Raw genomic sequence first — 22,289 nt, forward strand, 5'->3', positions numbered from 1 at the left:
AAAATGAGACTACATATTATCCTCACTATGATCGCTTTGGTGTTAGTCCTAGTAGGTGGGACTTGGTATGCCAAAAAACGCTTTAAGATTTCTCTTGCAGTGATGGGCTTGGGGGCAATCGCATTTTTTGTTTCTTCTCAAGTGTTAGAGAAGATGGTTCACCTTCTGGTACTTCATCCGCAAAAAGACGGAACCATTTTACTCGCGCAGGAGCATCCTTTCTTATACGTCCTTTATGGGATCGCTATGGCAGCCCTCTTTGAAGAGACGGCCCGTTTTATCTTTTTTAAATGGTTGGAGAAAAAGAGAAAGTTGGAAGATAGAGATGCTTGGGCTTATGGCTTAGGACATGGGGGCTTGGAGATGCTCTATCTTGGAATGGGAAGTTTGATTAGCCTTTTGATCCTCTTTTCACTCCTACAATCTTCAAACTCTGATGCGGCGAATCTTCTTACGAAAAGTACATTAGAAACAGTTCAGTCTCTATCAGCATGGCAGATCTATCTACTAGGAGTTGAGCGTGTCCTTGCTCTGGTTCTCCAAATTAGCCTTACTGTCTGGGTTTACCAAAGTGTCATCCAAAAGAAATGGATCTATCTCGTTGCTGCCTATGGTTTGCATGCTTTGTTTGACTTAGCTCCAGCCTTATCTCAAGTGGGATGGATTACAAATCCTCTTCTAGTTGAGATCATCCTTCTCGCAGAACTTATAGCTCTTGTCTGGCTGACAAAATCTACATTTTGGAAAAAATCATAAAAAGAGGGGTGACCTCTTTTTTTATGTGAAGATTGGATACAGAAATTTCCAGTCGTCAAAAATCTTTAAAAATGGTATAATGAAATCACTTTACAAAAGGATGAGAGATATGACATTAGTAACTAGAATACAAGAACAATTAGAAGGAATTGATATTCGTTTTAAGGAACCATTGAAGCTCTATACCTACACTAAGGTAGGGGGACGAGCGGATTATCTGGTTTTGCCGCGGAATCGCTATGAGATGGCGCGTGTCGTTCAATTTGCCAATCAGGAGAGTATTCCTTGGATGGTGCTAGGGAATGCCAGCAATATCATCGTTCGTGACGGTGGAATTCGTGGATTTGTCATCTTGTGTGACAAGCTCAATAACATTTCAGTTGATGGCTATACCATTGAAGCGGAAGCTGGGGCCAACTTGATTGAAACGACACGTATTGCCCTCCGTCATAGTTTGACTGGATTCGAGTTTGCTTGTGGCATTCCAGGGAGCGTCGGCGGTGCGGTCTTTATGAATGCGGGTGCCTATGGAGGAGAGATTGCCCATATCTTGCAGTCTTGTCAAATTTTGACCAAGGAAGGGGAGATTGAGACCTTATCTGCCAAGGAATTGGCTTTTGGTTACCGTCATTCAGCTGTTCAAGATTCTGGAGCTGTTGTTTTGTCAGCTAAATTTGCCCTATCTCCAGGGAATCATCAGGTTATCAAGCAAGAAATGGACCGCTTAACGCACCTACGTGAACTCAAACAACCTCTAGAATACCCATCTTGTGGTTCGGTCTTTAAGCGTCCTGTTGGTCATTTTGCAGGTCAGTTAATTTCAGAAGCTGGATTGAAAGGCTATCGTATCGGTGGTGTTGAAGTGTCTGAAAAGCACGCTGGTTTCATGATCAATGTTGCTGACGGAACGGCGAAAGACTATGAGGACTTGATCCAATCTGTTATTGAAAAAGTCAAGGAACACTCAGGTGTCACCCTTGAGAGAGAAGTCCGAATCTTGGGTGAGAAAGAGTAAAATTTAGACAGAAAAGCTGCTACTATGTCAATGGAAAGGGGGTGAAAGCCTATCGTTAGCGAAGATGCATGTAGGCAGTTCAATCTCCTACACGAGGTAGTAGTGGCCTGACAGAGCCCTGATCTGTTAATTTATGAAAAAGAAGGAATTTATGACAATTGAAAAAACCAATTATTGAATTCAAAAACGTCTCTAAAGTTTTTGAAGACAGCAACACCAAGGTTCTCAAAGACATTAACTTTGAGTTGGAAGAAGGAAAGTTCTATACCCTACTAGGTGCATCAGGTTCAGGGAAATCAACCATCCTGAACATCATTGCAGGTTTACTGGATGCGACGACAGGAGATATTTTTCTGGATGGGGTACGGATCAACGACATCCCAACCAACAAGCGAGACGTCCATACAGTCTTCCAATCCTATGCCTTGTTTCCACATATGAATGTGTTTGAAAATGTTGCCTTTCCACTCCGCTTGCGTAAGATTGACAAGAAAGAAATCGAGCAACGTGTAGCGGAAGTTCTCAAGATGGTTCAGTTGGAAGGTTATGAAAAACGTTCCATCCGTAAACTTTCTGGAGGACAACGTCAGCGTGTGGCTATCGCCCGTGCCATCATCAACCAACCTCGTGTGGTTTTGTTGGATGAGCCCTTGTCAGCGCTGGACTTAAAATTGCGGACAGACATGCAGTACGAACTGCGTGAACTGCAACAACGATTGGGGATTACCTTTGTCTTTGTCACTCACGATCAGGAGGAAGCCCTGGCTATGAGTGACTGGATTTTCGTTATGAATGATGGCGAGATTGTCCAATCAGGAACACCTGTAGATATCTATGATGAGCCAATCAACCATTTTGTTGCTACCTTTATCGGTGAGTCCAACATCTTGCCAGGAACTATGATTGAGGACTACTTGGTCGAGTTTAACGGCAAACGCTTTGAAGCGGTCGATGGTGGGATGAAGCCAAACGAGCCTGTCGAAGTCGTTATTCGTCCAGAGGACTTGCGTATCACTCTTCCTGAAGAAGGCAAGCTCCAAGTTAAGGTTGATACCCAACTTTTCCGTGGGGTTCACTACGAGATTATCGCCTATGACGAACTTGGCAATGAATGGATGATCCACTCGACTCGTAAGGCCATTGTGGGTGAGGAAATCGGTCTGGACTTTGAACCAGAAGACATCCACATCATGCGTCTCAATGAAACTGAAGAAGAGTTCGATGCTCGTATCGAAGAATACGTAGAAATCGAAGAGCAAGAAGCAGGTCTGATTAACGCGATCGAGGAGGAAAGAGATGAAGAAAACAACCTCTAAACTCTTTGTAGTGCCCTACATGCTTTGGATTGCCCTCTTTGTTCTTGCACCCTTGGTCTTGATTTTCGGTCAATCCTTTTTCAACATTGAAGGGCAGTTTAGTTTAGAAAACTATAAATCTTACTTTGCGTCACAAAACCTGACCTACCTTAAAATGAGCTTCAACTCTGTGCTTTATGCAGGGATTGTGACTATGGTGACGCTTCTCATTAGTTATCCGACAGCTCTCTTTTTGACTCGTCTCAAACACCGTCAACTCTGGCTCATGTTGATTATCCTTCCTACATGGATTAACCTACTCCTTAAGGCTTATGCCTTTATCGGGATTTTTGGTCAAAATGGTTCTATTAACCAATTCTTGGAATTCATCGGAATTGGTTCGCAACAGTTGCTCTTTACTGATTTCTCCTTTATCTTTGTCGCAAGCTACATCGAGCTTCCTTTTATGATTTTGCCCATTTTCAATGTCTTGGACGATATGGATAACAATCTCATTAATGCTAGTTACGACCTCGGTGCGACCAAGTGGGAGACCTTCCGCCATGTCATCTTCCCTCTGTCTATGAATGGGGTGAGAAGTGGAGTTCAGTCCGTCTTTATCCCAAGTTTGAGTCTTTTCATGCTGACACGTTTAATTGGTGGGAACCGCGTTATCACCCTCGGGACGGCCATTGAGCAGAACTTCCTGACCAATGACAACTACGGTATGGGTTCAACCATCGGTGTGATTCTCATCCTGACCATGTTTCTCACCATGTGGGTGACCAAGGAAAGGAGAGAACGATGAAAAAATTTGCCAATCTCTACCTACCCTTTGTCTTTATCATCCTTTACTTGCCAATTTTTTACTTGATTGGCTATGCCTTTAATGCTGGCGATGATATGAACAGCTTTACTGGTTTTAGCTTGAGCCATTTTAAAACCATGTTTGGTGATGGTCGTCTCATGTTGATCCTCACCCAAACCTTTTTCTTGGCCTTTCTATCAGCCTTGATTGCAACCATTATCGGGACTTTCGGTGCCATTTATATCTATCAGTCTCGTAAGAAATACCAAGAAGCCTTTCTATCTCTTAATAATATTTTGATGGTTGCGCCTGACGTTATGATTGGTGCCAGCTTCTTGATTCTCTTTACACAGCTTAAGTTTTCACTTGGATTCTTGACGGTTCTATCTAGTCACGTGGCCTTTTCCATTCCTATCGTAGTCTTGATGGTCTTGCCTCGTCTCAAGGAGATGAATGATGACATGATTCATGCGGCTTATGACCTTGGTGCCAGCCAGTTTCAGATGTTCAAGGAAATCATGCTTCCTTACCTGACTCCGTCTATCATTGCAGGTTATTTCATGGCCTTCACCTATTCGCTAGATGACTTTGCCGTGACCTTCTTTGTGACGGGAAATGGCTTTTCAACCCTATCCGTTGAGATTTACTCTCGTGCTCGTAAGGGGATTTCCCTAGAAATCAATGCCCTGTCTGCCCTTGTCTTTCTCTTTAGTATTATCCTAGTTGTAGGTTATTACTTTATCTCACGTGAGAAGGAGGAGCAAGCATGAAAAAACTCTATTCATTTTTAGCAGGAATTGTAGCGATTATCCTTGTCTTATGGGGGATTGCGACTCATCTAGATAGTAAAATCAATAGTCGAGATAGTCAAAAACTGGTTATCTACAACTGGGGGGACTACATTGATCCCGAACTCTTGGAGCAATTCACAGAAGAAACAGGGATCCAAGTCCAGTATGAAACCTTTGACTCCAACGAAGCTATGTATACCAAGATCAAGCAAGGTGGAACAACCTACGATATTGCCATTCCTAGTGAGTATATGATCAACAAGATGAAGGACGAAGACCTTTTGGTTCCTCTTGATTATTCAAAAATTGAAGGAATCGAAAATATCGGACCAGAGTTCCTCAACCAGTCTTTTGATCCAGGCAATAAATTCTCCATTCCTTATTTCTGGGGTACCTTGGGAATTGTCTACAACGAAACCATGGTAGAGGAGGCTCCTGAGCATTGGGATGATCTCTGGAAGCCAGAGTATAAGGATTCCATCATGCTCTTTGATGGGGCACGTGAGGTGCTGGGACTCGGGCTTAACTCGCTCGGTTACAGCCTCAACTCAAAGGATCCACAGCAGTTGGAAGAAACGGTAGACAAACTCTACAAACTGACTCCAAATATCAAGGCTATTGTGGCGGACGAGATGAAGGGTTACATGATTCAGAACAATGCTGCCATCGGTGTCACCTTCTCTGGGGAAGCCAGCCAGATGTTGGAGAAAAATCCTAATCTCAAGTATGTTGTTCCGACTGAGGCCAGCAATCTCTGGTTTGACAACATGGTCATTCCAAAAACTGTTAAAAACCAAGATGCAGCCTATGCCTTTATCAACTTTATGTTGAAACCCGACAATGCTCTGAAAAATGCTGAGTATGTAGGCTATGCAACACCAAATAACACAGCCAAGGAACTGCTCCCAGAGGAGACCAAAGAAGACAAGTCCTTCTATCCAGACGCTGATACCATGAAAAACCTAGAAGTTTATGAGAAATTTGACCATAAATGGACAGGCAAATATAGCGATCTCTTCCTACAGTTTAAAATGTATCGGAAGTAGAAGATTTCCAGTTGTCGGAAAGAAATTTTAATTAAACTAAAATAAAACCTAGCTATTAGTAACAAGAAAAGTTTCTATAGCTAGGTTTTATTATGGTTTCAAGTGGTAAGTAGTAATAATTTGTGAATCGTGTTATAATTTTTCTAATCATAAAGAATTTATCTTTTCATAGAAAAAAGTGATTTGGAAACTATTTGTAGGAGTATTATATCTATTTCGTTTACTTATTGTGGAGTTGTATGTGGAGTCATTTCCGTAGATGACAAATTTTATATAGGGATTAACCCTGATTTATCTCCTAAAGGTACTTTAGTTCAATTTAAAGGCTTTGTATCTAAAAAACAAACTGATGTCAATAATGACAAGAAGCTTCTTAATAAAGTTAACGTTTGGTTAATAATTCATGGTCATCGAGATCATTTAGATGATATAGGGAAAGGATACCTGAGGGATAAAACCGTAATTTCTCCTAACAGAAAAATCACAGAAGGATTGTCATGTTTAAATAATATAGTTTTAAATTGGGGAGAAGAGCAACATTTTTCTTTTGATGAGTATCAAATTGCTATTAAAGCTATACCAGCTTATCATGCGAGTAATTTTATAATGCAAAAAATAGTTGGGAAAGTTAATGGTTACCAAATAACAATCACAAGTCCTTTGCAAACTAGAATAATCTACTTTACAGGTGACACGATTTTATATCCAAGATTGACTGATTATGTTCCCCAAAAAATTGATGCTATTTTTGCAAATCTTGGAGCTGTCAAATCTGATTCATTTGGTGGTCCATTCACAATGGATTTAAAGATGTTAAAGCAATTAGAATCTACACTTCAACCCAAAAATATTTATCCGATTCATATTGAAGATTATAGTCATTACCAGACTACAAAAAGAGAAGTAACAGATGCTAATTATAAAACTCTTTCTGTGGGGGAGATGATTAGTATCTAAGTTTAAGAATCTATAACTTGATGTGGTATCTTTAAAATGATATAACTTGACGAATCTCTATCAAAACAGTATAATAGTAAAGTTGAGAATTGATTTTCAGTTGTCTTAGTCCAGAGAAATGGCGGTGCTGCGAGCCATCTAAGGTAGAAAGTCATGCTACTCAATCAGACAATTGCATAAGATTATGAGAATGACAAGTTCATTGAATGAAGGTGGTACCGCGGTTTTTCGCCCTTCGTGATGTGAGCTTGTCTTTTGATTTTTGGAGGTGTTTATGAAGACATTTCTCGTGAAACAAAAGTTTCGTCTTGGAGGCGAACGCTTCGATATCAAGGATGACAGAGGAGTAGTGAATTATCAGGTGGAGGGATCTTTCTTCCAAATTCCTAAGACCTTTACCATCTATGACGCTTATGGTGAGCAAGTCAGTGAGATTAGTAAAGAATTTTTCACCTTGCTTCCTCGCTTTAATATCCAGTTACGAAACGGTTCAAATTTCGTCATTCGTAAGAAGTTGACCTTCTTTCGAGATAAGTATGAGTTTGATCATCTAGGGCTTCGTATAGAGGGCAATATCTGGGATTTGAATTTCAAATTGCTGGATGATCGTGATCAGCTTGTCGCCGAGATTCAAAAAGAAATTTTCCATTTGACCTCAACCTACAATGTTACCGTCTATGAAGACTCTTATGCAGATCTGGTCATTTCCCTCTGTGTCGCGATTGACTATGTGGAGATGCTGGAAAGCCAATCAAATTAAATAAGTAAATAAGGAGATATTATGAAACAACTATCTAGTGCTCAAGTTCGCCAAATGTGGCTTGACTTCTGGGCAAGCAAAGGCCACTCTGTAGAACCATCAGTGAGTTTGGTTCCTGTAAATGACCCAACTCTTTTATGGATTAACTCTGGGGTAGCAACCCTTAAGAAATACTTTGACGGGACTATTATCCCTGAAAATCCACGTATTACCAATGCCCAAAAAGCCATCCGTACTAATGACATCGAAAACGTAGGGAAGACTGCTCGTCACCATACCATGTTTGAAATGTTGGGGAACTTCTCTATTGGAGATTACTTCCGTGATGAAGCTATCACCTGGGCTTATGAACTCTTGACAAGCCCAGAATGGTTTGATTTTCCAGCTGAAAAACTCTACATGACCTATTACCCTGATGACAAAGATTCTTACAACCGCTGGATTGAAGTAGGAGTGGATCCAAGTCACTTGATTCCAATCGAGGACAACTTCTGGGAAATTGGTGCGGGACCTTCTGGACCTGATACAGAGATTTTCTTTGATCGTGGAGAAGCCTTCGATCCAGAAAACATCGGTATTCGCCTGCTTGCAGAAGATATCGAAAACGACCGTTACATCGAAATCTGGAACATCGTTTTGTCACAATTTAACGCGGATCCTGCTGTTCCTCGTAGCGAATACAAGGAATTGCCACACAAAAACATTGATACGGGCGCTGGTTTGGAGCGTTTGGTAGCGGTTATCCAAGGAGCTAAGACAAACTTTGAAACAGACCTCTTCATGCCGATTATCCGTGAAGTTGAGAAATTGTCAGGCAAGGTCTACGATCAAGATGGCGACAACATGAGCTTCAAGGTCATTGCGGACCATATTCGTTCCCTTTCATTTGCCATCGGTGATGGTGCCCTTCCAGGAAACGAAGGCCGTGGCTATGTCCTTCGCCGTCTCCTCCGTCGCGCGTCTATGCATGGTCAAAAATTGGGTATCAACGAGCCTTTCCTTTACAAACTCGTTCCAACTGTTGGAAAAATCATGGAAAGCTACTACCCAGAAGTGCTTGAAAAACGTGACTTTATCGAAAAAATCGTTAAGAGCGAGGAAGAGTCATTTGCCCGTACCCTTCATTCAGGTCAACACTTTGCAGAAACCATTGTAGCTGACTTGAAAGCGAAAGGTCAAAACGTTATCGCTGGGCAAGATGTCTTCAAACTCTACGACACTTACGGCTTCCCGGTTGAGTTGACGGAAGAAATCGCTGAAGAAGCTGGGATGACTGTAGACCGTGAAGGTTTTGAAGCAGCCATGAAAGAGCAGCAAGAACGTGCGCGTGCGTCAGCTGTCAAAGGTGGCTCTATGGGCATGCAAAATGAAACCCTTCAAAACATTACAGTTGAAAGTGTCTTCAACTACAATGCTAGTCAATTGCATTCAAAATTAGTAGCTATCGTAGCGGATAATGCTGAAGTAGAAGCTGTTTCTGAAGGGACTGCTTCCCTCATCTTTGCAGAGACTCCATTCTATGCTGAAATGGGTGGACAAGTAGCTGACCATGGTAAAATCTTGGACGCTGCTGGAAACATCGTGGCTACTGTAACAGATGTTCAAAAAGCGCCAAATGGCCAACCACTTCATACTGTTGAAGTCCATGCCCCGCTTGCCTTGAACCAAGAATACACATTGGCAATTGATACTGACCGTCGCCTTCGTGTCATGAAAAACCACACTGCGACTCACTTGCTCCATGCAGCGCTTCACAATATCCTTGGAAACCACGCAACTCAAGCAGGTTCACTTAATGAAGTCGAATTCCTCCGTTTTGACTTTACGCACTTCCAAGCAGTAACTCCAGAAGAATTGCGTGCCATTGAACAACAAGTCAACGAGAAAATCTGGGAAGCAATCGCAGTTAAGACTGTTGAGACAGACATTGACACTGCAAAAGAAATGGGAGCTATGGCCCTCTTTGGTGAGAAATACGGTAAGGAAGTTCGTGTTGTTACTATCGGTGACTACTCTATCGAGCTTTGTGGTGGTACCCACGTTGGCAACACTTCTGAGGTTGGCCTCTTCAAGATTGTCAAAGAAGAAGGGATTGGATCAGGAACTCGTCGTATCTTGGCAGTGACTGGTAAGGAAGCCTTTGAAGCCTACCGTGAACAAGAAGACGCTCTGAAAGCAGTCGCAGCAACCTTGAAAGCACCTCAACTCAAGGAAGTGCCTCACAAGGTTGAAGGTCTTCAAGAGCAACTCCGTCAACTTCAAAAAGAAAATGCAGAGTTGAAAGAAAAAGCTGCAGCTGCAGCCGCAGGTGATGTCTTCAAGGATGCGAAGGAAGTCAACGGCCACCGTTACATTGCTAGTCAAGTTTCTGTATCAGATGCAGGTGCTCTTCGTACATTTGCAGATAACTGGAAACAAAAAGACTACTCTGACGTGCTTGTCCTAGTTGCCGCTATTGGTGACAAGGTCAATATCCTTGTTGCAAGCAAGACAAAAGATGTGCATGCAGGAAACCTTGTCAAAGAATTGGCCCCAATCGTTGATGGACGTGGTGGTGGTAAACCGGACATGGCCATGGCAGGAGGAAGCAACCAAGCTAAGATCCAGGAATTGCTGGATGCCGTAGCAGGTAAATTGTAAGAAAACAAAGATCTATCCATTTGGGTAGGTCTTTTTGTGAATACAAAAAGCCAAATCCTAGTGGACTTGGCTTAGTTTTTTAGATTGTATTGACTGCCCAGACACTGACGGAACCTGCTGCTACTGAAAATTCTCCATAACCTTCCTCATCAATTGTGACTTGGTCTTGGTGATTTCCAAGTAAATCTACAAAGGTTTGGTTAGCCCATTCTTGGCCAACAAACATAGACTTGCTGTTTTCTTGGTCATTTGAAATCAAGACTGCGATTGGGGATTGATGCTCAACGCCTGAGCGGACCCAACCGATACAGTTGGCATCGTCAAAGTAGTCTGTTTGCTCTCCATAGGCCCTGTCTTTTCGGATGGCTAGGAGACGATCAAGAACTTCTTTGAAATCTTGTTGAGCATATTGCCCTGAAATACCGTAATAGTCTCCGTAAAAGACACACGGAAGCCCATCTTGACGTAACAGAATGAGGGCATAGGCTGCTGGTTTGAACCATTCTTCAACAGTAGACTCAAGGGCTTGTCCTCGTTGAGTATCATGGTTGTCAACGAAAGTGACAGCCTTGTCAGGCTTGAGTTCAACCAAGCTATCAGTAAAGATAGTACGGAGGTCGTAGCTTGCTCCAGCTTGACTGGCTTCAAAGAGATTCTGGTGGAGACGAACATCGACAAGGTCAAAACGTTCCTCCGTTTTTTCGAGATAGTCTAGGTTGGCTTCTTTATCTGGATTCCAAAATTCACCAAAAACATAGAAATCTTGACCATATTTTTCCTTCATATCACGGATGAAATTGCGCATAAAGAAAGAGTCGATGTGTTTGACGGCATCTAAACGGAAACCAGCAATACCAGTCGTTTCCATGAACCAGTCAGCCCAGTCATAGATATTTTGGATGACTTCAGGATGCTTAAAGTCTAGGTCGGCATACATGAGGTAGTCGTAGTTGCCGTTTTCATTATCGACCAATTCCTCGTTTGCCCAGCCCTTGTTGTCCCCTTGGATCAGGTAAATACCAGACTTACGGCGTTTGGCATCGTAGTCTGTACCTGTGAAGTGGTACCAGTGCCAGTGGAAGTCATTGTAGGTATTTTGACGACCATCGAAAGTAAAGTGAGTCCAGCCATTGATAGTGAAGGGCTCGCTTAGTTGAACGGTACGATCCTCAGGATCCACTTCAATAACCTGAAAGGATTCCATGTGATCGGCTGCAGCCTTGTGATTGAGCACCACATCGGCCATAGGTCGGATTCCATGCTCCTTGAGAGTCTGAATCGTTTGAAGATAGTCTTCTTTAAACCCATACTTGGTGCGGACAGTCCCTTTTTGGTGAAATTCACCTAGGTCAAAAAGATCGTAAACACCATAGCCTACATCTTTTTCGTTGGTTGCCTTGAAGGCAGGTGGCATCCAGACATGGCTGATACCAAGGTTTGCTAGGTGCTCTGCATCATTTGTCAGTCGCGTCCAGTGTTGGCCGTCGTGAGGCAGATACCATTCAAAGTACTGCATAAGTGTCTGATTTTGCATTGTTTTTCCTCTTGCTTATCAATGTTGTGTTTTATTCTACCATAAAGTTTAGAACTAGGCAAACGTTTGCGCAAGATTCTATACTCATTTCTGAAATTGTCTATTTTTAGAGCTTGTCCGCCTTCTTTTCATTGCTGGGAAAAGAGGGTTTAGGATAAAGAATGACATGACCAAACTTTTTTAGAAAAAATTACACTAAGTAAACTAAAGTAAAAATGGATAAGCGGTTTCTTTTTTGAGAATTGTCATAAAATTTGCTATAATAGTAGCTATGAATAGAATTAGGGTCAGCAGACGTGTTGAAAAAAAGCTAGCTAAGGGTCTAGTTCTTTTGGAAGCAAGTGATTTAACAGATATTGATCTGACGGATCAGGCAGTAGAAGTTCTTAGTCAGGACGGGAAGTTTTTAGGGAGTGCCTATCTTTCTCAGCAGAACAAAGGCATCGGCTGGATGGTCAGTAAGGAAAAGGTTAGCTTTAACCAAATCTTTTTTGAAGCTCTGTTTCGTAAGGCCAAGGAAATTAGAAAGCCTTATTATCAGGATGACTTGACTACTGCCTTTCGCCTTTTTAATCAAGAAGGGGATGGCTTTGGCGGTCTGACTGTTGATCTCTACGGAGATTATGCTGTCTTTTCGTGGTACAACTCCTTTGTTTACCAGATTCGTAAGCTGATAGTAAAGGCTTTTAAGGAAGTTTTTCCTGAGGTCTTGGGTGCTTATGAGAAGATTCGTTTTAAAGGTCTAGACTACGAGTCTGCCCATATTTATGGTGAGGAAGCGCCAGACTATTTTACTGTTCTTGAGAATGGCGTGCTCTATCAAGTCTTTATGAATGATGGCTTGATGACAGGGATCTTCCTAGACCAGCATGAAGTTCGTGGGAGTCTGGTTGACGGTCTGGCCATGGGCAAATCCTTGCTCAATATGTTTTCCTATACGGCTGCCTTTTCAGTTGCTGCAGCTATGGGAGGCGCGAGTGAGACGACTTCTGTCGATTTGGCCAAACGGTCCAGAGAGCTGTCAGAGGCTCATTTTCAGGCAAATGGACTCAGCACGGACAATCATCGTTTTATCGTCATGGATGTCTTTGAGTACTTCAAGTATGCCAAGCGAAAAGGCTTGACCTATGATGTGATTGTTCTAGATCCGCCGAGCTTTGCCCGCAATAAAAAACAAACATTTTCTGTGGCGAAGGATTATCACAAGTTGATTTCCCAGAGCCTAGAGATTTTAAATCCGGGAGCGATTATCATTGCCAGTACCAATGCTGCCAATGTTTCCCGCCAGAAATTTATAGAACAAATTGATAAAGGTTTTGCAGGAAGAAGGTATCAGATTTTAAACCAATATGGTCTTCCAGCAGACTTTGCCTATAATAAAAAAGATGAAAGCAGTAATTACCTCAAGGTGATTAGTATGAAGGTTAGTAAATGAAATTAGTCGTCTCAGTAATGCCAAGAAGTTTAGAAGAAGCGCAAGAACTGGATGCCACTAGGTATGAAGATGCCGATATCATTGAGTGGCGTGCGGACTTTCTTGCAAAGGACGCTATTTTACAGGTAGCACCTGCTATCTTTGAAAAATTTGCAGGACGCGAACTGGTCTTTACCCTTCGGACTCGCGCTGAGGGAGGAGAAATTGAACTTTCCTCAGAAGAGTATGTTCAAATTATCAAGGAAGTGGCGCAACTCTATCAACCAGACTATATTGATTTTGAGTATTTCAGCTACAAGGACGTTTTTGAGGAAATGTTGGATTTTCCAAATCTCGTATTGAGCTATCATAATTTCCGTGAAACACCTGAAAACATGATGGAAATCTTGTCTGAGTTGACCAGTCTCTCTCCGAAAGTGGTCAAGGTATCAGTTATGGCCCATACGGAGCAGGATGTTTTAGACCTGATGAACTACACACGAGGATTTAAGACACTCAATCCTGAGCAAGAGTACGTGACCATTTCCATGGGGAAAATGGGCAAGGTATCACGCATTACTTCAGATGTGACGGGTTCAAGTTGGTCATTTGCTAGTCTGGATGAAGCGAGTGCCCCAGGTCAGATTTCATTGGCTAACATGAAAAAAATCAGGGAGATTTTGGATGAAGCTTGATGGCTATACACGTTTAGCTGCAGTTGTTGCCAATCCCATCAAACACTCTATTTCACCCTTTATCCACAATAGGGCCTTTGAGGCGACAGCTACCAATGGTGTCTATGTGGCTTGGGAGATTGAAGCGGGTGACTTGGCAGAAACAGTCGCCAATATTCGCCGCTACCAGATGTTTGGCATCAACCTGTCCATGCCCTATAAGGAGCAAGTGATTCCTTATTTGGATGAGCTGAGTGACGAAGCGCGCTTGATCGGTGCGGTCAATACGGTTGTCAATGAGAATGGCACTTTAATTGGATATAATACAGATGGCAAGGGATTTTTTAAGAGCTTGCCTTCTTTTACAATTACAGGTAAAAAGATGACCCTGCTGGGTGCAGGTGGTGCGGCCAAGTCCATTTTGGCGCAGGCTATTTTGGATGGCGTCAGTCAGATTTCGGTCTTTGTTCGTTCAGCTTCTATGGAAAAAACAAGACCTTACCTAGACAAGTTACAGGAGCAAACAGGCTTTAAAGTAGACTTGTATGCTTTAGAAGATATTTCTGAACTGCAAGCACGGATTACTCAGTCAAACCTGCTCGTCAATGCGACCAGTGTGGGCATGGATGGTCAGTCGTCCCCGGTTCCTGAAAGCATCAATTTGCCAGAAACTCTCTTGGTGGCAGATATCATTTACCAACCTTTTGAGACGCCGTTTTTGAAATGGGCTAGAAGTCAGGGCAATCCAGCCGTCAATGGTCTGGGAATGTTGCTCTATCAAGCTGCTGAAGCTTTTCAACTGTGGACAGGTAAAGAAATGCCGACAGATGAGATTTGGCAGTCCTTAACAGAAAAATACCAATAAAAAAGGAGACCCTACTATGAAAATCAGAATCGATATTCCACATCGTCCTTATGATATTCAGATTGAAAAAGGTTGTCTGGCTCAGGCTGGTCAATGGTTGCGAGAACTCTGGCAACCACAAAAAGTGGTTATCGTAACCGACAACCATGTAGCCTCTCTCTATGCAGAGAAGGTTAAACTCAGCCTAGAAGATGCTGGTTTTCAGGTAGCTGTTTTTGACTTTTTAGAAGGCGAAGAACGAAAAAATTTAACCACTGTTCAGAAGGTCTATGAATTTTTAGTCAAGCAAGGTCTGACTCGTAGCGATGGGATTGTGGCTCTTGGTGGTGGTGTCGTTGGGGATCTAGCTGGTTTCGTAGCCTCTACCTATATGCGGGGCATTCACTTTGTTCAGATTCCGACTAGTTTGACTGCTCAGGTTGATTCTTCTATCGGTGGAAAGACGGGTGTCAATACTCCATTTGCTAAAAATATGGTGGGAACTTTTGCCCAACCAGATGGAGTTCTGATTGATCCGCTTGTCCTTGAAACACTCGGAAAAAGAGAGTTGATTGAAGGAATGGGTGAGGTTATTAAGTATGGCTTGATTGAGGATCCAGAACTATGGGCTCTCTTGACGGAGCTGGATGGTTCTGTAGAGAGCATTCTGGAGCATGCAGAGACTTTGATTGAACATTCTTGTCAGGTTAAGCGGAAGATGGTGGTCGAGGATGAGTTGGACAATGGTGTTCGCCTTTACCTCAATTTTGGGCACACTATTGGTCATGCTATTGAAGCGACTGCTGGCTATGGCAAGGTCATGCATGGTGAGGCTGTGGCTATGGGGATGGTGCAGATTTCCAAGATTGCTGAGGAAAAAGGCCTCATGCCAGCTGGTATAACCCAGTCCATCACAGCTATGTGTCAGAAATTTGGTTTGCCTGTTGACTATGAAAACTGGGATGTTGACAAACTTTATCAGGCTTTGACTCATGATAAGAAAGCGCGTGGGAACACCTTGAAATTGGTCTTGGTACCAGGGCTTGGTTCAGCGACCATTCACCCAGTTTCTCTGGAAGAGATGAAAGACTACTTGGTAAAATAAGGAGAACGTATGAGATATTTAACTGCAGGAGAATCACACGGTCCTCGTTTGACGGCTATCATTGAAGGAATTCCCGCTGGACTTCCTTTGACAGCTGAGGATATTAATGGAGACCTTAAACGCCGTCAGGGTGGCTACGGTCGTGGTGGTCGTATGAAGATTGAGAGTGACCAGGTTGTCTTTACTTCGGGCGTTCGCCACGGGAAGACGACAGGGGCTCCTATTACCATGGATGTCATCAATAAGGACCACCAAAAATGGTTGGATATCATGTCTGCGGAGGACATTGAAGACCGCTTTAAAAGCAAACGAAAAATCACTCATCCACGTCCCGGTCATGCCGACTTGGTTGGGGGCATCAAGTACCGTTTTGATGATTTGCGTAATTCCTTGGAGCGCTCATCTGCCCGTGAAACCACCATGCGAGTGGCAGTTGGAGCAGTGGCCAAACGTCTCTTGGCTGAGCTGGAGATAGAAATTGCCAATCATGTCGTGGTCTTCGGTGGTAAGGAAATCGATGTTCCTGAAGATTTAACAGTCGCTGAGATTAAGAAACTGGCATCCCAGTCAGAAGTTTCTATTGTCAATCAAGAACGGGAACAGGAAATCAAGGATTATATTGATCAAATCAAGCGTGACGGTGATACCATCGGTGGAGTTGTGGAGACAGTTGTTGGAGGCGTACCAGTAGGCCTCGGCTCCTATGTCCAATGGGACCGAAAATTGGATGCGCGATTGGCCCAAGCAGTTGTTTCTATCAATGCCTTTAAAGGGGTGGAATTTGGTCTTGGTTTTGAGGCTGGTTACCTTAAAGGCAGCCAAGTTATGGATGAAATTCTCTGGTCTAAAGAAGACGGCTATACTCGTCGTACCAATAATCTAGGTGGTTTCGAAGGTGGTATGACCAATGGGCAACCTATCGTTGTTCGTGGAGTTATGAAACCCATTCCTACTCTCTACAAACCACTCATGAGTGTAGACATTGAGACTCACGAACCTTATAAGGCAACCGTGGAGAGAAGTGATCCGACCGCTCTTCCAGCAGCGGGTGTCGTCATGGAAGCTGTTGTGGCAACAGTTCTAGCACAAGAAATCCTAGAAAAATTCTCATCCGATAATCTAGAGGAATTAAAGGAAGCGGTAGCCAAACACCGAGAGTATACAAAGAACTATTGAGGAGTTCCTATGGCAAAAACCATCTATATCGCAGGTCTCGGATTGATTGGTGCCTCGATGGCGCTCGGTATCAGGCGCGACCATCCTGAGTATGAAATTTTGGGTTATAATCGCAGTCAGACTTCGAGAGATATTGCCTTGGAGAGGGGAATGATTGACCGTGCGACGGATGATTTTGCCAGTTTTGCTCCTCTGGCAGATATCATCATTCTAACCTTACCGATCAAGCAGACCATTGCTTTTATTAAGGAGTTGGCAGGTTTGGACTTGAAAGAAGGAGTGATTATCTCAGATGCTGGTTCGACCAAGTCAGCCATTGTGGATGCGGCGGAGCAGTATTTGGCTGGCAAGGCTGTTCGCTTTGTTGGGGCCCATCCTATGGCTGGTAGCCACAAGACAGGAGCTGCTTCTGCGGATGTTAATCTCTTTGAAAACGCCTATTATATCTTTACACCTTCGAGCTTGACAAGTCCTGACACACTTGAGGAAATGAAAGATCTGCTTTCAGGCCTTCATGCTCGTTTTATCGAGATTGATGCCAAGGAGCATGATCGGGTGACTTCTCAGATTAGCCATTTTCCTCATATTCTGGCTTCCAGCCTCATGGAGCAAACAGCTGTCTATGCTCAAGAACATGAGATGGCAAGGTGCTTTGCGGCGGGTGGATTTCGAGATATGACTCGGATTGCGGAAAGCGAGCCAGGTATGTGGACCTCCATTCTCTTGTCTAATCGTGAGACTATTCTAGAGCGGATTGCGGATTTCAAGGAGCGATTAGATGAGGTTGGACAAGCCATCAGCAAGGGAGATGAAGAGCAAATTTGGAACTTTTTCAATCAAGCACGTGAGCAACGGCAGGCCATGGAAATCCATAAGCGTGGTGGTGTGGATAGCTCTTACGACCTCTATGTCGACGTTCCCGATGAAGAAGATGTCATCTTGCGGATTTTGGAATTGCTACGAGGAACTTCCTTGGTCAACATTCACATCAACGAAGAAAACCGTGAGGATATTCACGGGATTCTACAAATTTCCTTTAAAAATGCTCAAGACTTAGAACGAGCTGAGCGCTTAATTACAGAAAATACGGACTACACAGTCGTCATCAAATAAGGAGAAAATCATGTCAAATATTTACGATAGTGCAAATGAACTCAGTCGCGGATTACGCGAATTACCAGAATACAAGGCTGTCAAGGCAGCCAAAGATGCTATCCAAGCAGATGAACAAGCTGGCAAGATTTTTGCAGACTATCTTGCCTTCCAGCAAGAAATCCAAGTCATGGCTCAAACTGGACAAATGCCAGATGCTTCTTTCCAAGAAAAGATGCAGTCTTTCAGCAAGCAAATCCAAGAGAACGCTCTTTTGTCAGATTTCTTTGCCAAACAGCAACAATTGTCCATTTATCTTTCAGACATTGAAAAAATTGTCTTTGAACCTGTTTCAGAATTATTGAAATAGTATTTTATCTGTATAAAAGCCAGAAATTTCAGGAATTTCTGGCTTTTTTGTGATAAAATAAGAAAAAGTATTGCAAGTATGAGGTCAACTATGAAACTAAAAACAAACATTCGCCACTTACATGGCAGTATCCGGGTTCCAGGTGACAAGTCTATCAGTCACCGTTCGATTATTTTTGGAAGTTTGGCTGAGGGCGAAACCAAGGTTTATGATATTTTGCGTGGAGAAGATGTACTTTCAACCATGCAGGTTTTTCGTGACCTTGGTGTTGAAATTGAGGACAAAGATGGGGTTGTTACCATTCAAGGTGTAGGCATGGATGGTTTAAAAGCTCCGCAAAATGCCTTGGATATGGGGAATTCTGGTACCTCGATTCGTCTGATTTCAGGTGTACTTGCTGGTGCAGATTTTGAAGTTGAAATGTTCGGAGATGATAGTCTTTCTAAACGTCCTATGGATCGCGTGACCCTTCCCTTGAAAAAAATGGGCGTCAGCATTTCGGGGCAAACTGAGCGAGACCTGCCTCCTCTTCGCCTCAAAGGAACAAAAAATCTAACACCTATTCATTATGAGTTACCAATCGCCTCTGCTCAGGTCAAGTCTGCCTTGATATTTGCAGCCTTGCAGGCTCAAGGGGAGTCAGTTATTATCGAGAAAGAATGTACTCGCAACCACACCGAAGATATGCTTCAGCAATTTGGTGGTCATTTAAGTGTGGATGGCAAAAAAATCACAGTTCAAGGACCACAAAAACTGATCGGACAAAAGGTAGTTGTTCCAGGAGATATTTCCAGTGCAGCCTTTTGGTTGGTCGCAGGTTTGATTGTTCCAAACTCTCGTGTGGTGCTGCAGAATGTGGGCATCAATGAAACGCGTACAGGTATTATTGATATCATTCGTGCTATGGGTGGAAAATTGGAAATAACTGAAATCGATCCAGTCGCTAAATCAGCAACCCTAACTGTCGAGTCTTCAGACTTGAAAGGGACAGAAATTGGTGGAGCCTTGATTCCACGTTTGATTGATGAATTGCCCATTATTGCCCTTCTAGCAACACAAGCGCAAGGTGAAACGGTCATTAAGGATGCTGAAGAACTCAAGGTCAAGGAAACCGACCGCATTCAGGTGGTGGCAGATGCCTTAAATAGCATGGGAGCGGACATCACCCCCACAGCAGACGGGATGATTATCAAAGGGAAATCCGCCCTTCATGGCGGTAGAGTCAATACGTTTGGTGACCATCGAATTGGAATGATGACAGCCATCGCAGCCCTCTTGGTTGCGGATGGAGAAGTGGAACTTGACCGTGCTGAAGCCATCAATACCAGCTATCCTAGCTTCTTTGATGATTTGGAGAGCTTGATTCATGGCTAAGGTATTACTCGGATTTATGGGGGCAGGCAAGTCGACAATCGCTAGAGGCTTGGACCCAGACTATATCGATATGGATGCCTTAATCGAGGAACATTTGGGCATGTCCATTGCGGATTTCTTCGCTGAAAAAGGAGAAGTGGCCTTTCGTCAAGTAGAGTCAGAAGTCCTAGCTGACTTACTAAAAACTGACCGAGTTGTGTCAACTGGCGGAGGAGTTATCATTTCTCAGAGAAATCGTGACTTGCTCAAAACCAATCCTGATAACATCTACCTAAAAGCAGATTTTGAAACCCTCTACCAACGTATCGCAGCTGACAAGGACAATCAGCGCCCGCTCTTTCTTAACAAAAGTAAGGAAGAACTGGCAACTATTTTCCAAGAAAGACAAGCTTGGTATGAGGAAGTAGCCAGTCGTGTTCTGGATGTGACCAAGTTAAGCCCAGAGGAAATTATAGAGGAACTGAGATGAAAATTGCCTATCTAGGTCCCAAGGGATCTTTTTCGCATCATGTTGTGCAGACAGCCTTTCCCAAGGAGGAATTGCATGCCTTTGCCAATATCACAGATGTTATCAAGGCCTATGAACAGGGCTTGGTGGACTATTCTGTGGTACCAGTTGAAAACTCCATTGAAGGTAGTGTCCATGAAAGTTTGGATTACCTTTTTCACCAGGCTCGCATCCAAGCAGTTGCAGAAATTGTTCAACCCATTCACCAGCAGTTGATGGTGATTCCAGGTCAGTCAAAAATTGAGAAAATTTTTTCCCATCCTCAGGCTCTAGCTCAAGGAAAGAAATTCATCGACAAACACTATCCAGAGGCTCAAATCGAGGTAACAGCCAGTACTGCTTATGCGGCTCGCTTTATTTCGGAACATCCAGATCAGCCTTATGCAGCAATTGCTCCTAGAAGTTCAGCTGAAGAATATGGCTTGGAATTAATTGCAGAGGATATTCAGGAGATGGAAGCCAATTTCACACGTTTTTGGGTGTTAGGGGCAGAGATACCGAAGATTCCTTTGAACTCGCAAGCTGAAAAAATGAGTTTGGCCTTGACCTTACCAGACAATCTACCTGGTGCTCTTTACAAGGCACTTTCGACCTTTGCTTGGAGAGGGATTGACTTAACAAAGATTGAAAGTCGCCCCCTTAAAACAGCCTTGGGAGAATACTTTTTCATTATCGATGTAGACTATAGTGATAAAGAACTGGTTCATTTTGCCAGACAAGAACTAGAAGCCATTGGAATCCAGCACAAGATACTGGGAACCTACCCGATTTTTACCATAACTGATATAGAAAAGGAGAGTCAATGAGCAAAGAAAATCCTTTAAGTCATCACGAGCAGTTACGTTATGACTATCTCTTCAAAAATATTCATTACCTCAACGATCGTGAACGGAGGGAGTTTGACTATCTGCAACAGAAAATGGCAGGTCCCAAGTCTGAAGTTCACCATTTCCAACAAGAAGAAAAAGAAGAATCTTGGGGTAGAGACATTGATCTTCCGACTTATGGCAGTAGAAGCCGGTCTAAGAAACGTGAAAAGGTAGCCCCTCAACCTAAAGTCAAAAAGAAAAAAAGAAGAATTCGCTTCAAACGAATACTGACTTGGTTCCTGCTGTTGATTACTTGTGTGCTTGCAGGAATGATTTTTATGTTTCTTCGAGGGTTCCAGTCAGCAGCCAATCCAAGCAATAAGCCAGCTGATGCCAAAGCAGCTCAAGTAGAAGTCTTTAACGGTCAGGATACCAAAGATGGTGTGAATATCCTAGTCATGGGAACAGATGGTCGTATCGGTCAAAATAGTGCGGAGACCCGTACCGACACGATCATGGTGCTGAATGTCAGTGGATCGGATAAGAAGATCAAACTAGTCAGCTTTATGCGTGATAACCTAGTTTATATTGACGGGTATAGTAAGATCGTAAATGGCCAGAAACAAACGGATAATAAACTCAATGTTGCTTATGAACTCGGGGAACAAGAAGGTCAAAAAGGAGCAGAAATGGTCCGCAAGGTTTTAAAAGATAACTTTGACTTGGATATCAAGTACTACGCCCTAGTTGACTTCCAGGCTTTTGCAACAGCTATTGATACCCTCTTCCCTGACGGGGTAACGATTGATGCTCAATTTTCAACTCTGAATGGTCAACCTCTGACAGAAGCCACAGTTGGAGATGACCTTCATGCAACAGAGACAGAGTCACCAACCCAAACCATCAAAGTTGGGAAGCAGCAGATGAATGGATCTACCTTGCTGAACTATGCTCGTTTTCGTGATGATGATGAAGGGGACTACGGTCGTACCAAACGTCAGCAACAGGTGATGTCAGCCGTTCTTGAGCAAATCAAAGATCCAACCAAGCTCTTTACGGGATCAGAGGCACTTGGAAAAGTCTTTGGAATGACCTCAACAAATCTACCATATAGTTTCTTGTTGACCAATGGCTTATCTGTCTTAGAAGGTGCTCAAAATGGAATTGAAAGACTCACAGTACCAGAACTTGGTGACTGGGTAGATGCTTATGATGTCTATGGAGGTCAAGGACTTCTTGTCGATCAAAATAAATACCGGACCAAACTCGCCCAAATGGGGATGAGATAAAAGGCGATAAATGAAAATCAAAGTTTGATTCA

The 22,289-nt window shown here is 43.1% G+C and carries 21 protein-coding genes; 20 read left to right on the forward strand and 1 reads right to left on the reverse strand.

Annotation, left to right across the window (positions count from 1 at the left end):
• The first annotated feature begins 3 nt into the window (after positions 1–3).
• From ACIY14_RS00175 to alaS, 9 genes are all read left to right on the forward strand, one after another.
• Positions 4–756 carry a YhfC family intramembrane metalloprotease gene (locus ACIY14_RS00175; RefSeq protein ID WP_409001095.1) on the forward strand — a complete coding sequence of 251 codons (753 nt, stop codon included), beginning with the start codon at positions 4–6 and terminating at the stop codon, positions 754–756.
• Between the two features lie 109 nt (positions 757–865).
• The gene (gene murB / locus ACIY14_RS00180) at positions 866–1,771 is read left to right on the forward strand and encodes a UDP-N-acetylmuramate dehydrogenase (protein WP_409001096.1); all 906 of its coding nucleotides are present in this window, start codon (positions 866–868) and stop codon (positions 1,769–1,771) included.
• A gap of 158 nt (positions 1,772–1,929) precedes the next feature.
• Complete coding sequence (locus ACIY14_RS00185) at positions 1,930–3,087, forward strand: ABC transporter ATP-binding protein (RefSeq protein WP_409001097.1); 1,158 nt, start codon at positions 1,930–1,932, stop codon at positions 3,085–3,087.
• Complete coding sequence (locus ACIY14_RS00190; protein WP_000754121.1) at positions 3,068–3,874, forward strand: ABC transporter permease; 807 nt, start codon at positions 3,068–3,070, stop codon at positions 3,872–3,874. The genes ACIY14_RS00185 and ACIY14_RS00190 overlap by 20 nt, the downstream gene beginning before the upstream one ends.
• Positions 3,871–4,644, forward strand: coding sequence for an ABC transporter permease (locus ACIY14_RS00195; protein ID WP_409001098.1), 774 nt, complete (start codon positions 3,871–3,873; stop codon positions 4,642–4,644). Before ACIY14_RS00190 ends, ACIY14_RS00195 begins: the two co-directional genes overlap by 4 nt.
• The gene (locus ACIY14_RS00200; protein WP_409001099.1) at positions 4,641–5,711 is read left to right on the forward strand and encodes an ABC transporter substrate-binding protein; all 1,071 of its coding nucleotides are present in this window, start codon (positions 4,641–4,643) and stop codon (positions 5,709–5,711) included. The genes ACIY14_RS00195 and ACIY14_RS00200 overlap by 4 nt, the downstream gene beginning before the upstream one ends.
• Positions 5,712–5,894: 183 nt before the next feature.
• Positions 5,895–6,668 carry an MBL fold metallo-hydrolase gene (locus ACIY14_RS00205; RefSeq protein ID WP_409001100.1) on the forward strand — a complete coding sequence of 258 codons (774 nt, stop codon included), beginning with the start codon at positions 5,895–5,897 and terminating at the stop codon, positions 6,666–6,668.
• 274 nt (positions 6,669–6,942) lie between these two features.
• Positions 6,943–7,428, forward strand: a complete 486-nt coding sequence (locus tag ACIY14_RS00210) for an LURP-one-related/scramblase family protein (protein WP_268714494.1) — start codon at positions 6,943–6,945, stop codon at positions 7,426–7,428.
• Positions 7,429–7,449: 21 nt separating this feature from the next.
• Positions 7,450–10,068, forward strand: a complete 2,619-nt coding sequence (gene alaS, locus ACIY14_RS00215; RefSeq protein WP_409001101.1) for an alanine--tRNA ligase — start codon at positions 7,450–7,452, stop codon at positions 10,066–10,068.
• A gap of 79 nt (positions 10,069–10,147) precedes the next feature.
• Here alaS and ACIY14_RS00220 read toward each other — a convergent pair whose 3' ends face one another.
• Positions 10,148–11,602 (reverse strand): alpha-amylase, encoded by a 1,455-nt coding sequence (locus ACIY14_RS00220; protein WP_409001102.1) that lies wholly within the window; start codon positions 11,600–11,602, stop codon positions 10,148–10,150.
• 271 nt (positions 11,603–11,873) lie between these two features.
• Between ACIY14_RS00220 and ACIY14_RS00225 the strand changes: the two genes are divergently transcribed.
• The 11 genes from ACIY14_RS00225 to ACIY14_RS00275 all read left to right on the forward strand — a co-directional run bounded on the left by ACIY14_RS00225 (position 11,874) and on the right by ACIY14_RS00275 (position 22,257).
• Positions 11,874–13,037: a class I SAM-dependent rRNA methyltransferase gene (locus ACIY14_RS00225; RefSeq protein WP_409001103.1), complete on the forward strand. Its 1,164-nt coding sequence runs from the start codon at positions 11,874–11,876 to the stop codon at positions 13,035–13,037.
• Positions 13,034–13,711 carry a type I 3-dehydroquinate dehydratase gene (gene aroD, locus ACIY14_RS00230; protein ID WP_000780373.1) on the forward strand — a complete coding sequence of 226 codons (678 nt, stop codon included), beginning with the start codon at positions 13,034–13,036 and terminating at the stop codon, positions 13,709–13,711. The genes ACIY14_RS00225 and aroD overlap by 4 nt, the downstream gene beginning before the upstream one ends.
• Positions 13,701–14,555 (forward strand): shikimate dehydrogenase, encoded by an 855-nt coding sequence (locus ACIY14_RS00235; protein WP_409001104.1) that lies wholly within the window; start codon positions 13,701–13,703, stop codon positions 14,553–14,555. Before aroD ends, ACIY14_RS00235 begins: the two co-directional genes overlap by 11 nt.
• 16 nt (positions 14,556–14,571) lie before the next feature.
• On the forward strand, positions 14,572–15,639 hold the full coding sequence (gene aroB, locus ACIY14_RS00240; protein ID WP_409001105.1) for a 3-dehydroquinate synthase: 1,068 nt from the start codon (positions 14,572–14,574) through the stop codon (positions 15,637–15,639).
• Between the two features lie 9 nt (positions 15,640–15,648).
• Entirely contained in the window at positions 15,649–16,815 is a 1,167-nt protein-coding gene (gene aroC, locus ACIY14_RS00245; protein WP_409001106.1) for a chorismate synthase, read from the forward strand.
• Between the two features lie 9 nt (positions 16,816–16,824).
• The gene (locus tag ACIY14_RS00250) at positions 16,825–17,928 is read left to right on the forward strand and encodes a prephenate dehydrogenase (RefSeq protein ID WP_409001107.1); all 1,104 of its coding nucleotides are present in this window, start codon (positions 16,825–16,827) and stop codon (positions 17,926–17,928) included.
• A 10-nt stretch (positions 17,929–17,938) separates the two neighbouring features.
• Complete coding sequence (locus ACIY14_RS00255; protein WP_409001108.1) at positions 17,939–18,277, forward strand: YlbF/YmcA family competence regulator; 339 nt, start codon at positions 17,939–17,941, stop codon at positions 18,275–18,277.
• 90 nt (positions 18,278–18,367) lie between these two features.
• Positions 18,368–19,651: a 3-phosphoshikimate 1-carboxyvinyltransferase gene (gene aroA / locus ACIY14_RS00260; protein ID WP_409001109.1), complete on the forward strand. Its 1,284-nt coding sequence runs from the start codon at positions 18,368–18,370 to the stop codon at positions 19,649–19,651.
• Positions 19,644–20,120, forward strand: a complete 477-nt coding sequence (locus tag ACIY14_RS00265) for a shikimate kinase (RefSeq protein WP_409001110.1) — start codon at positions 19,644–19,646, stop codon at positions 20,118–20,120. The genes aroA and ACIY14_RS00265 overlap by 8 nt, the downstream gene beginning before the upstream one ends.
• Positions 20,117–20,965 carry a prephenate dehydratase gene (gene pheA / locus ACIY14_RS00270; RefSeq protein WP_409001111.1) on the forward strand — a complete coding sequence of 283 codons (849 nt, stop codon included), beginning with the start codon at positions 20,117–20,119 and terminating at the stop codon, positions 20,963–20,965. The genes ACIY14_RS00265 and pheA overlap by 4 nt, the downstream gene beginning before the upstream one ends.
• Positions 20,962–22,257, forward strand: a complete 1,296-nt coding sequence (locus ACIY14_RS00275; protein WP_409001112.1) for an LCP family protein — start codon at positions 20,962–20,964, stop codon at positions 22,255–22,257. Before pheA ends, ACIY14_RS00275 begins: the two co-directional genes overlap by 4 nt.
• Positions 22,258–22,289: the final 32 nt, after the last annotated feature.

Origin of the sequence: Streptococcus sp. ST16, assembly GCF_046098135.1 — a bacterium.
Classification (GTDB): Bacteria; Bacillota; Bacilli; order Lactobacillales; family Streptococcaceae; genus Streptococcus.

Coding starts and splice junctions, on each gene's coding strand:
- alaS (WP_409001101.1), top strand. CDS start 7,450: ATGAAACAACTATCTAGTGCTCAAGTTCGCCAAATGTGGCTTGACTTC.
- ACIY14_RS00175 (WP_409001095.1), top strand. CDS start 4: ATGAGACTACATATTATCCTCACTATGATCGCTTTGGTGTTAGTCCTA.
- ACIY14_RS00220 (WP_409001102.1), bottom strand. CDS start 11,602: ATGCAAAATCAGACACTTATGCAGTACTTTGAATGGTATCTGCCTCAC.
- aroC (WP_409001106.1), top strand. CDS start 15,649: ATGAGATATTTAACTGCAGGAGAATCACACGGTCCTCGTTTGACGGCT.
- pheA (WP_409001111.1), top strand. CDS start 20,117: ATGAAAATTGCCTATCTAGGTCCCAAGGGATCTTTTTCGCATCATGTT.
- ACIY14_RS00190 (WP_000754121.1), top strand. CDS start 3,068: ATGAAGAAAACAACCTCTAAACTCTTTGTAGTGCCCTACATGCTTTGG.
- ACIY14_RS00235 (WP_409001104.1), top strand. CDS start 13,701: ATGAAGCTTGATGGCTATACACGTTTAGCTGCAGTTGTTGCCAATCCC.
- ACIY14_RS00210 (WP_268714494.1), top strand. CDS start 6,943: ATGAAGACATTTCTCGTGAAACAAAAGTTTCGTCTTGGAGGCGAACGC.
- ACIY14_RS00225 (WP_409001103.1), top strand. CDS start 11,874: ATGAATAGAATTAGGGTCAGCAGACGTGTTGAAAAAAAGCTAGCTAAG.
- ACIY14_RS00255 (WP_409001108.1), top strand. CDS start 17,939: ATGTCAAATATTTACGATAGTGCAAATGAACTCAGTCGCGGATTACGC.
- ACIY14_RS00195 (WP_409001098.1), top strand. CDS start 3,871: ATGAAAAAATTTGCCAATCTCTACCTACCCTTTGTCTTTATCATCCTT.
- ACIY14_RS00250 (WP_409001107.1), top strand. CDS start 16,825: ATGGCAAAAACCATCTATATCGCAGGTCTCGGATTGATTGGTGCCTCG.
- aroA (WP_409001109.1), top strand. CDS start 18,368: ATGAAACTAAAAACAAACATTCGCCACTTACATGGCAGTATCCGGGTT.
- aroD (WP_000780373.1), top strand. CDS start 13,034: ATGAAATTAGTCGTCTCAGTAATGCCAAGAAGTTTAGAAGAAGCGCAA.
- ACIY14_RS00200 (WP_409001099.1), top strand. CDS start 4,641: ATGAAAAAACTCTATTCATTTTTAGCAGGAATTGTAGCGATTATCCTT.
- ACIY14_RS00265 (WP_409001110.1), top strand. CDS start 19,644: ATGGCTAAGGTATTACTCGGATTTATGGGGGCAGGCAAGTCGACAATC.
- murB (WP_409001096.1), top strand. CDS start 866: ATGACATTAGTAACTAGAATACAAGAACAATTAGAAGGAATTGATATT.
- ACIY14_RS00275 (WP_409001112.1), top strand. CDS start 20,962: ATGAGCAAAGAAAATCCTTTAAGTCATCACGAGCAGTTACGTTATGAC.
- aroB (WP_409001105.1), top strand. CDS start 14,572: ATGAAAATCAGAATCGATATTCCACATCGTCCTTATGATATTCAGATT.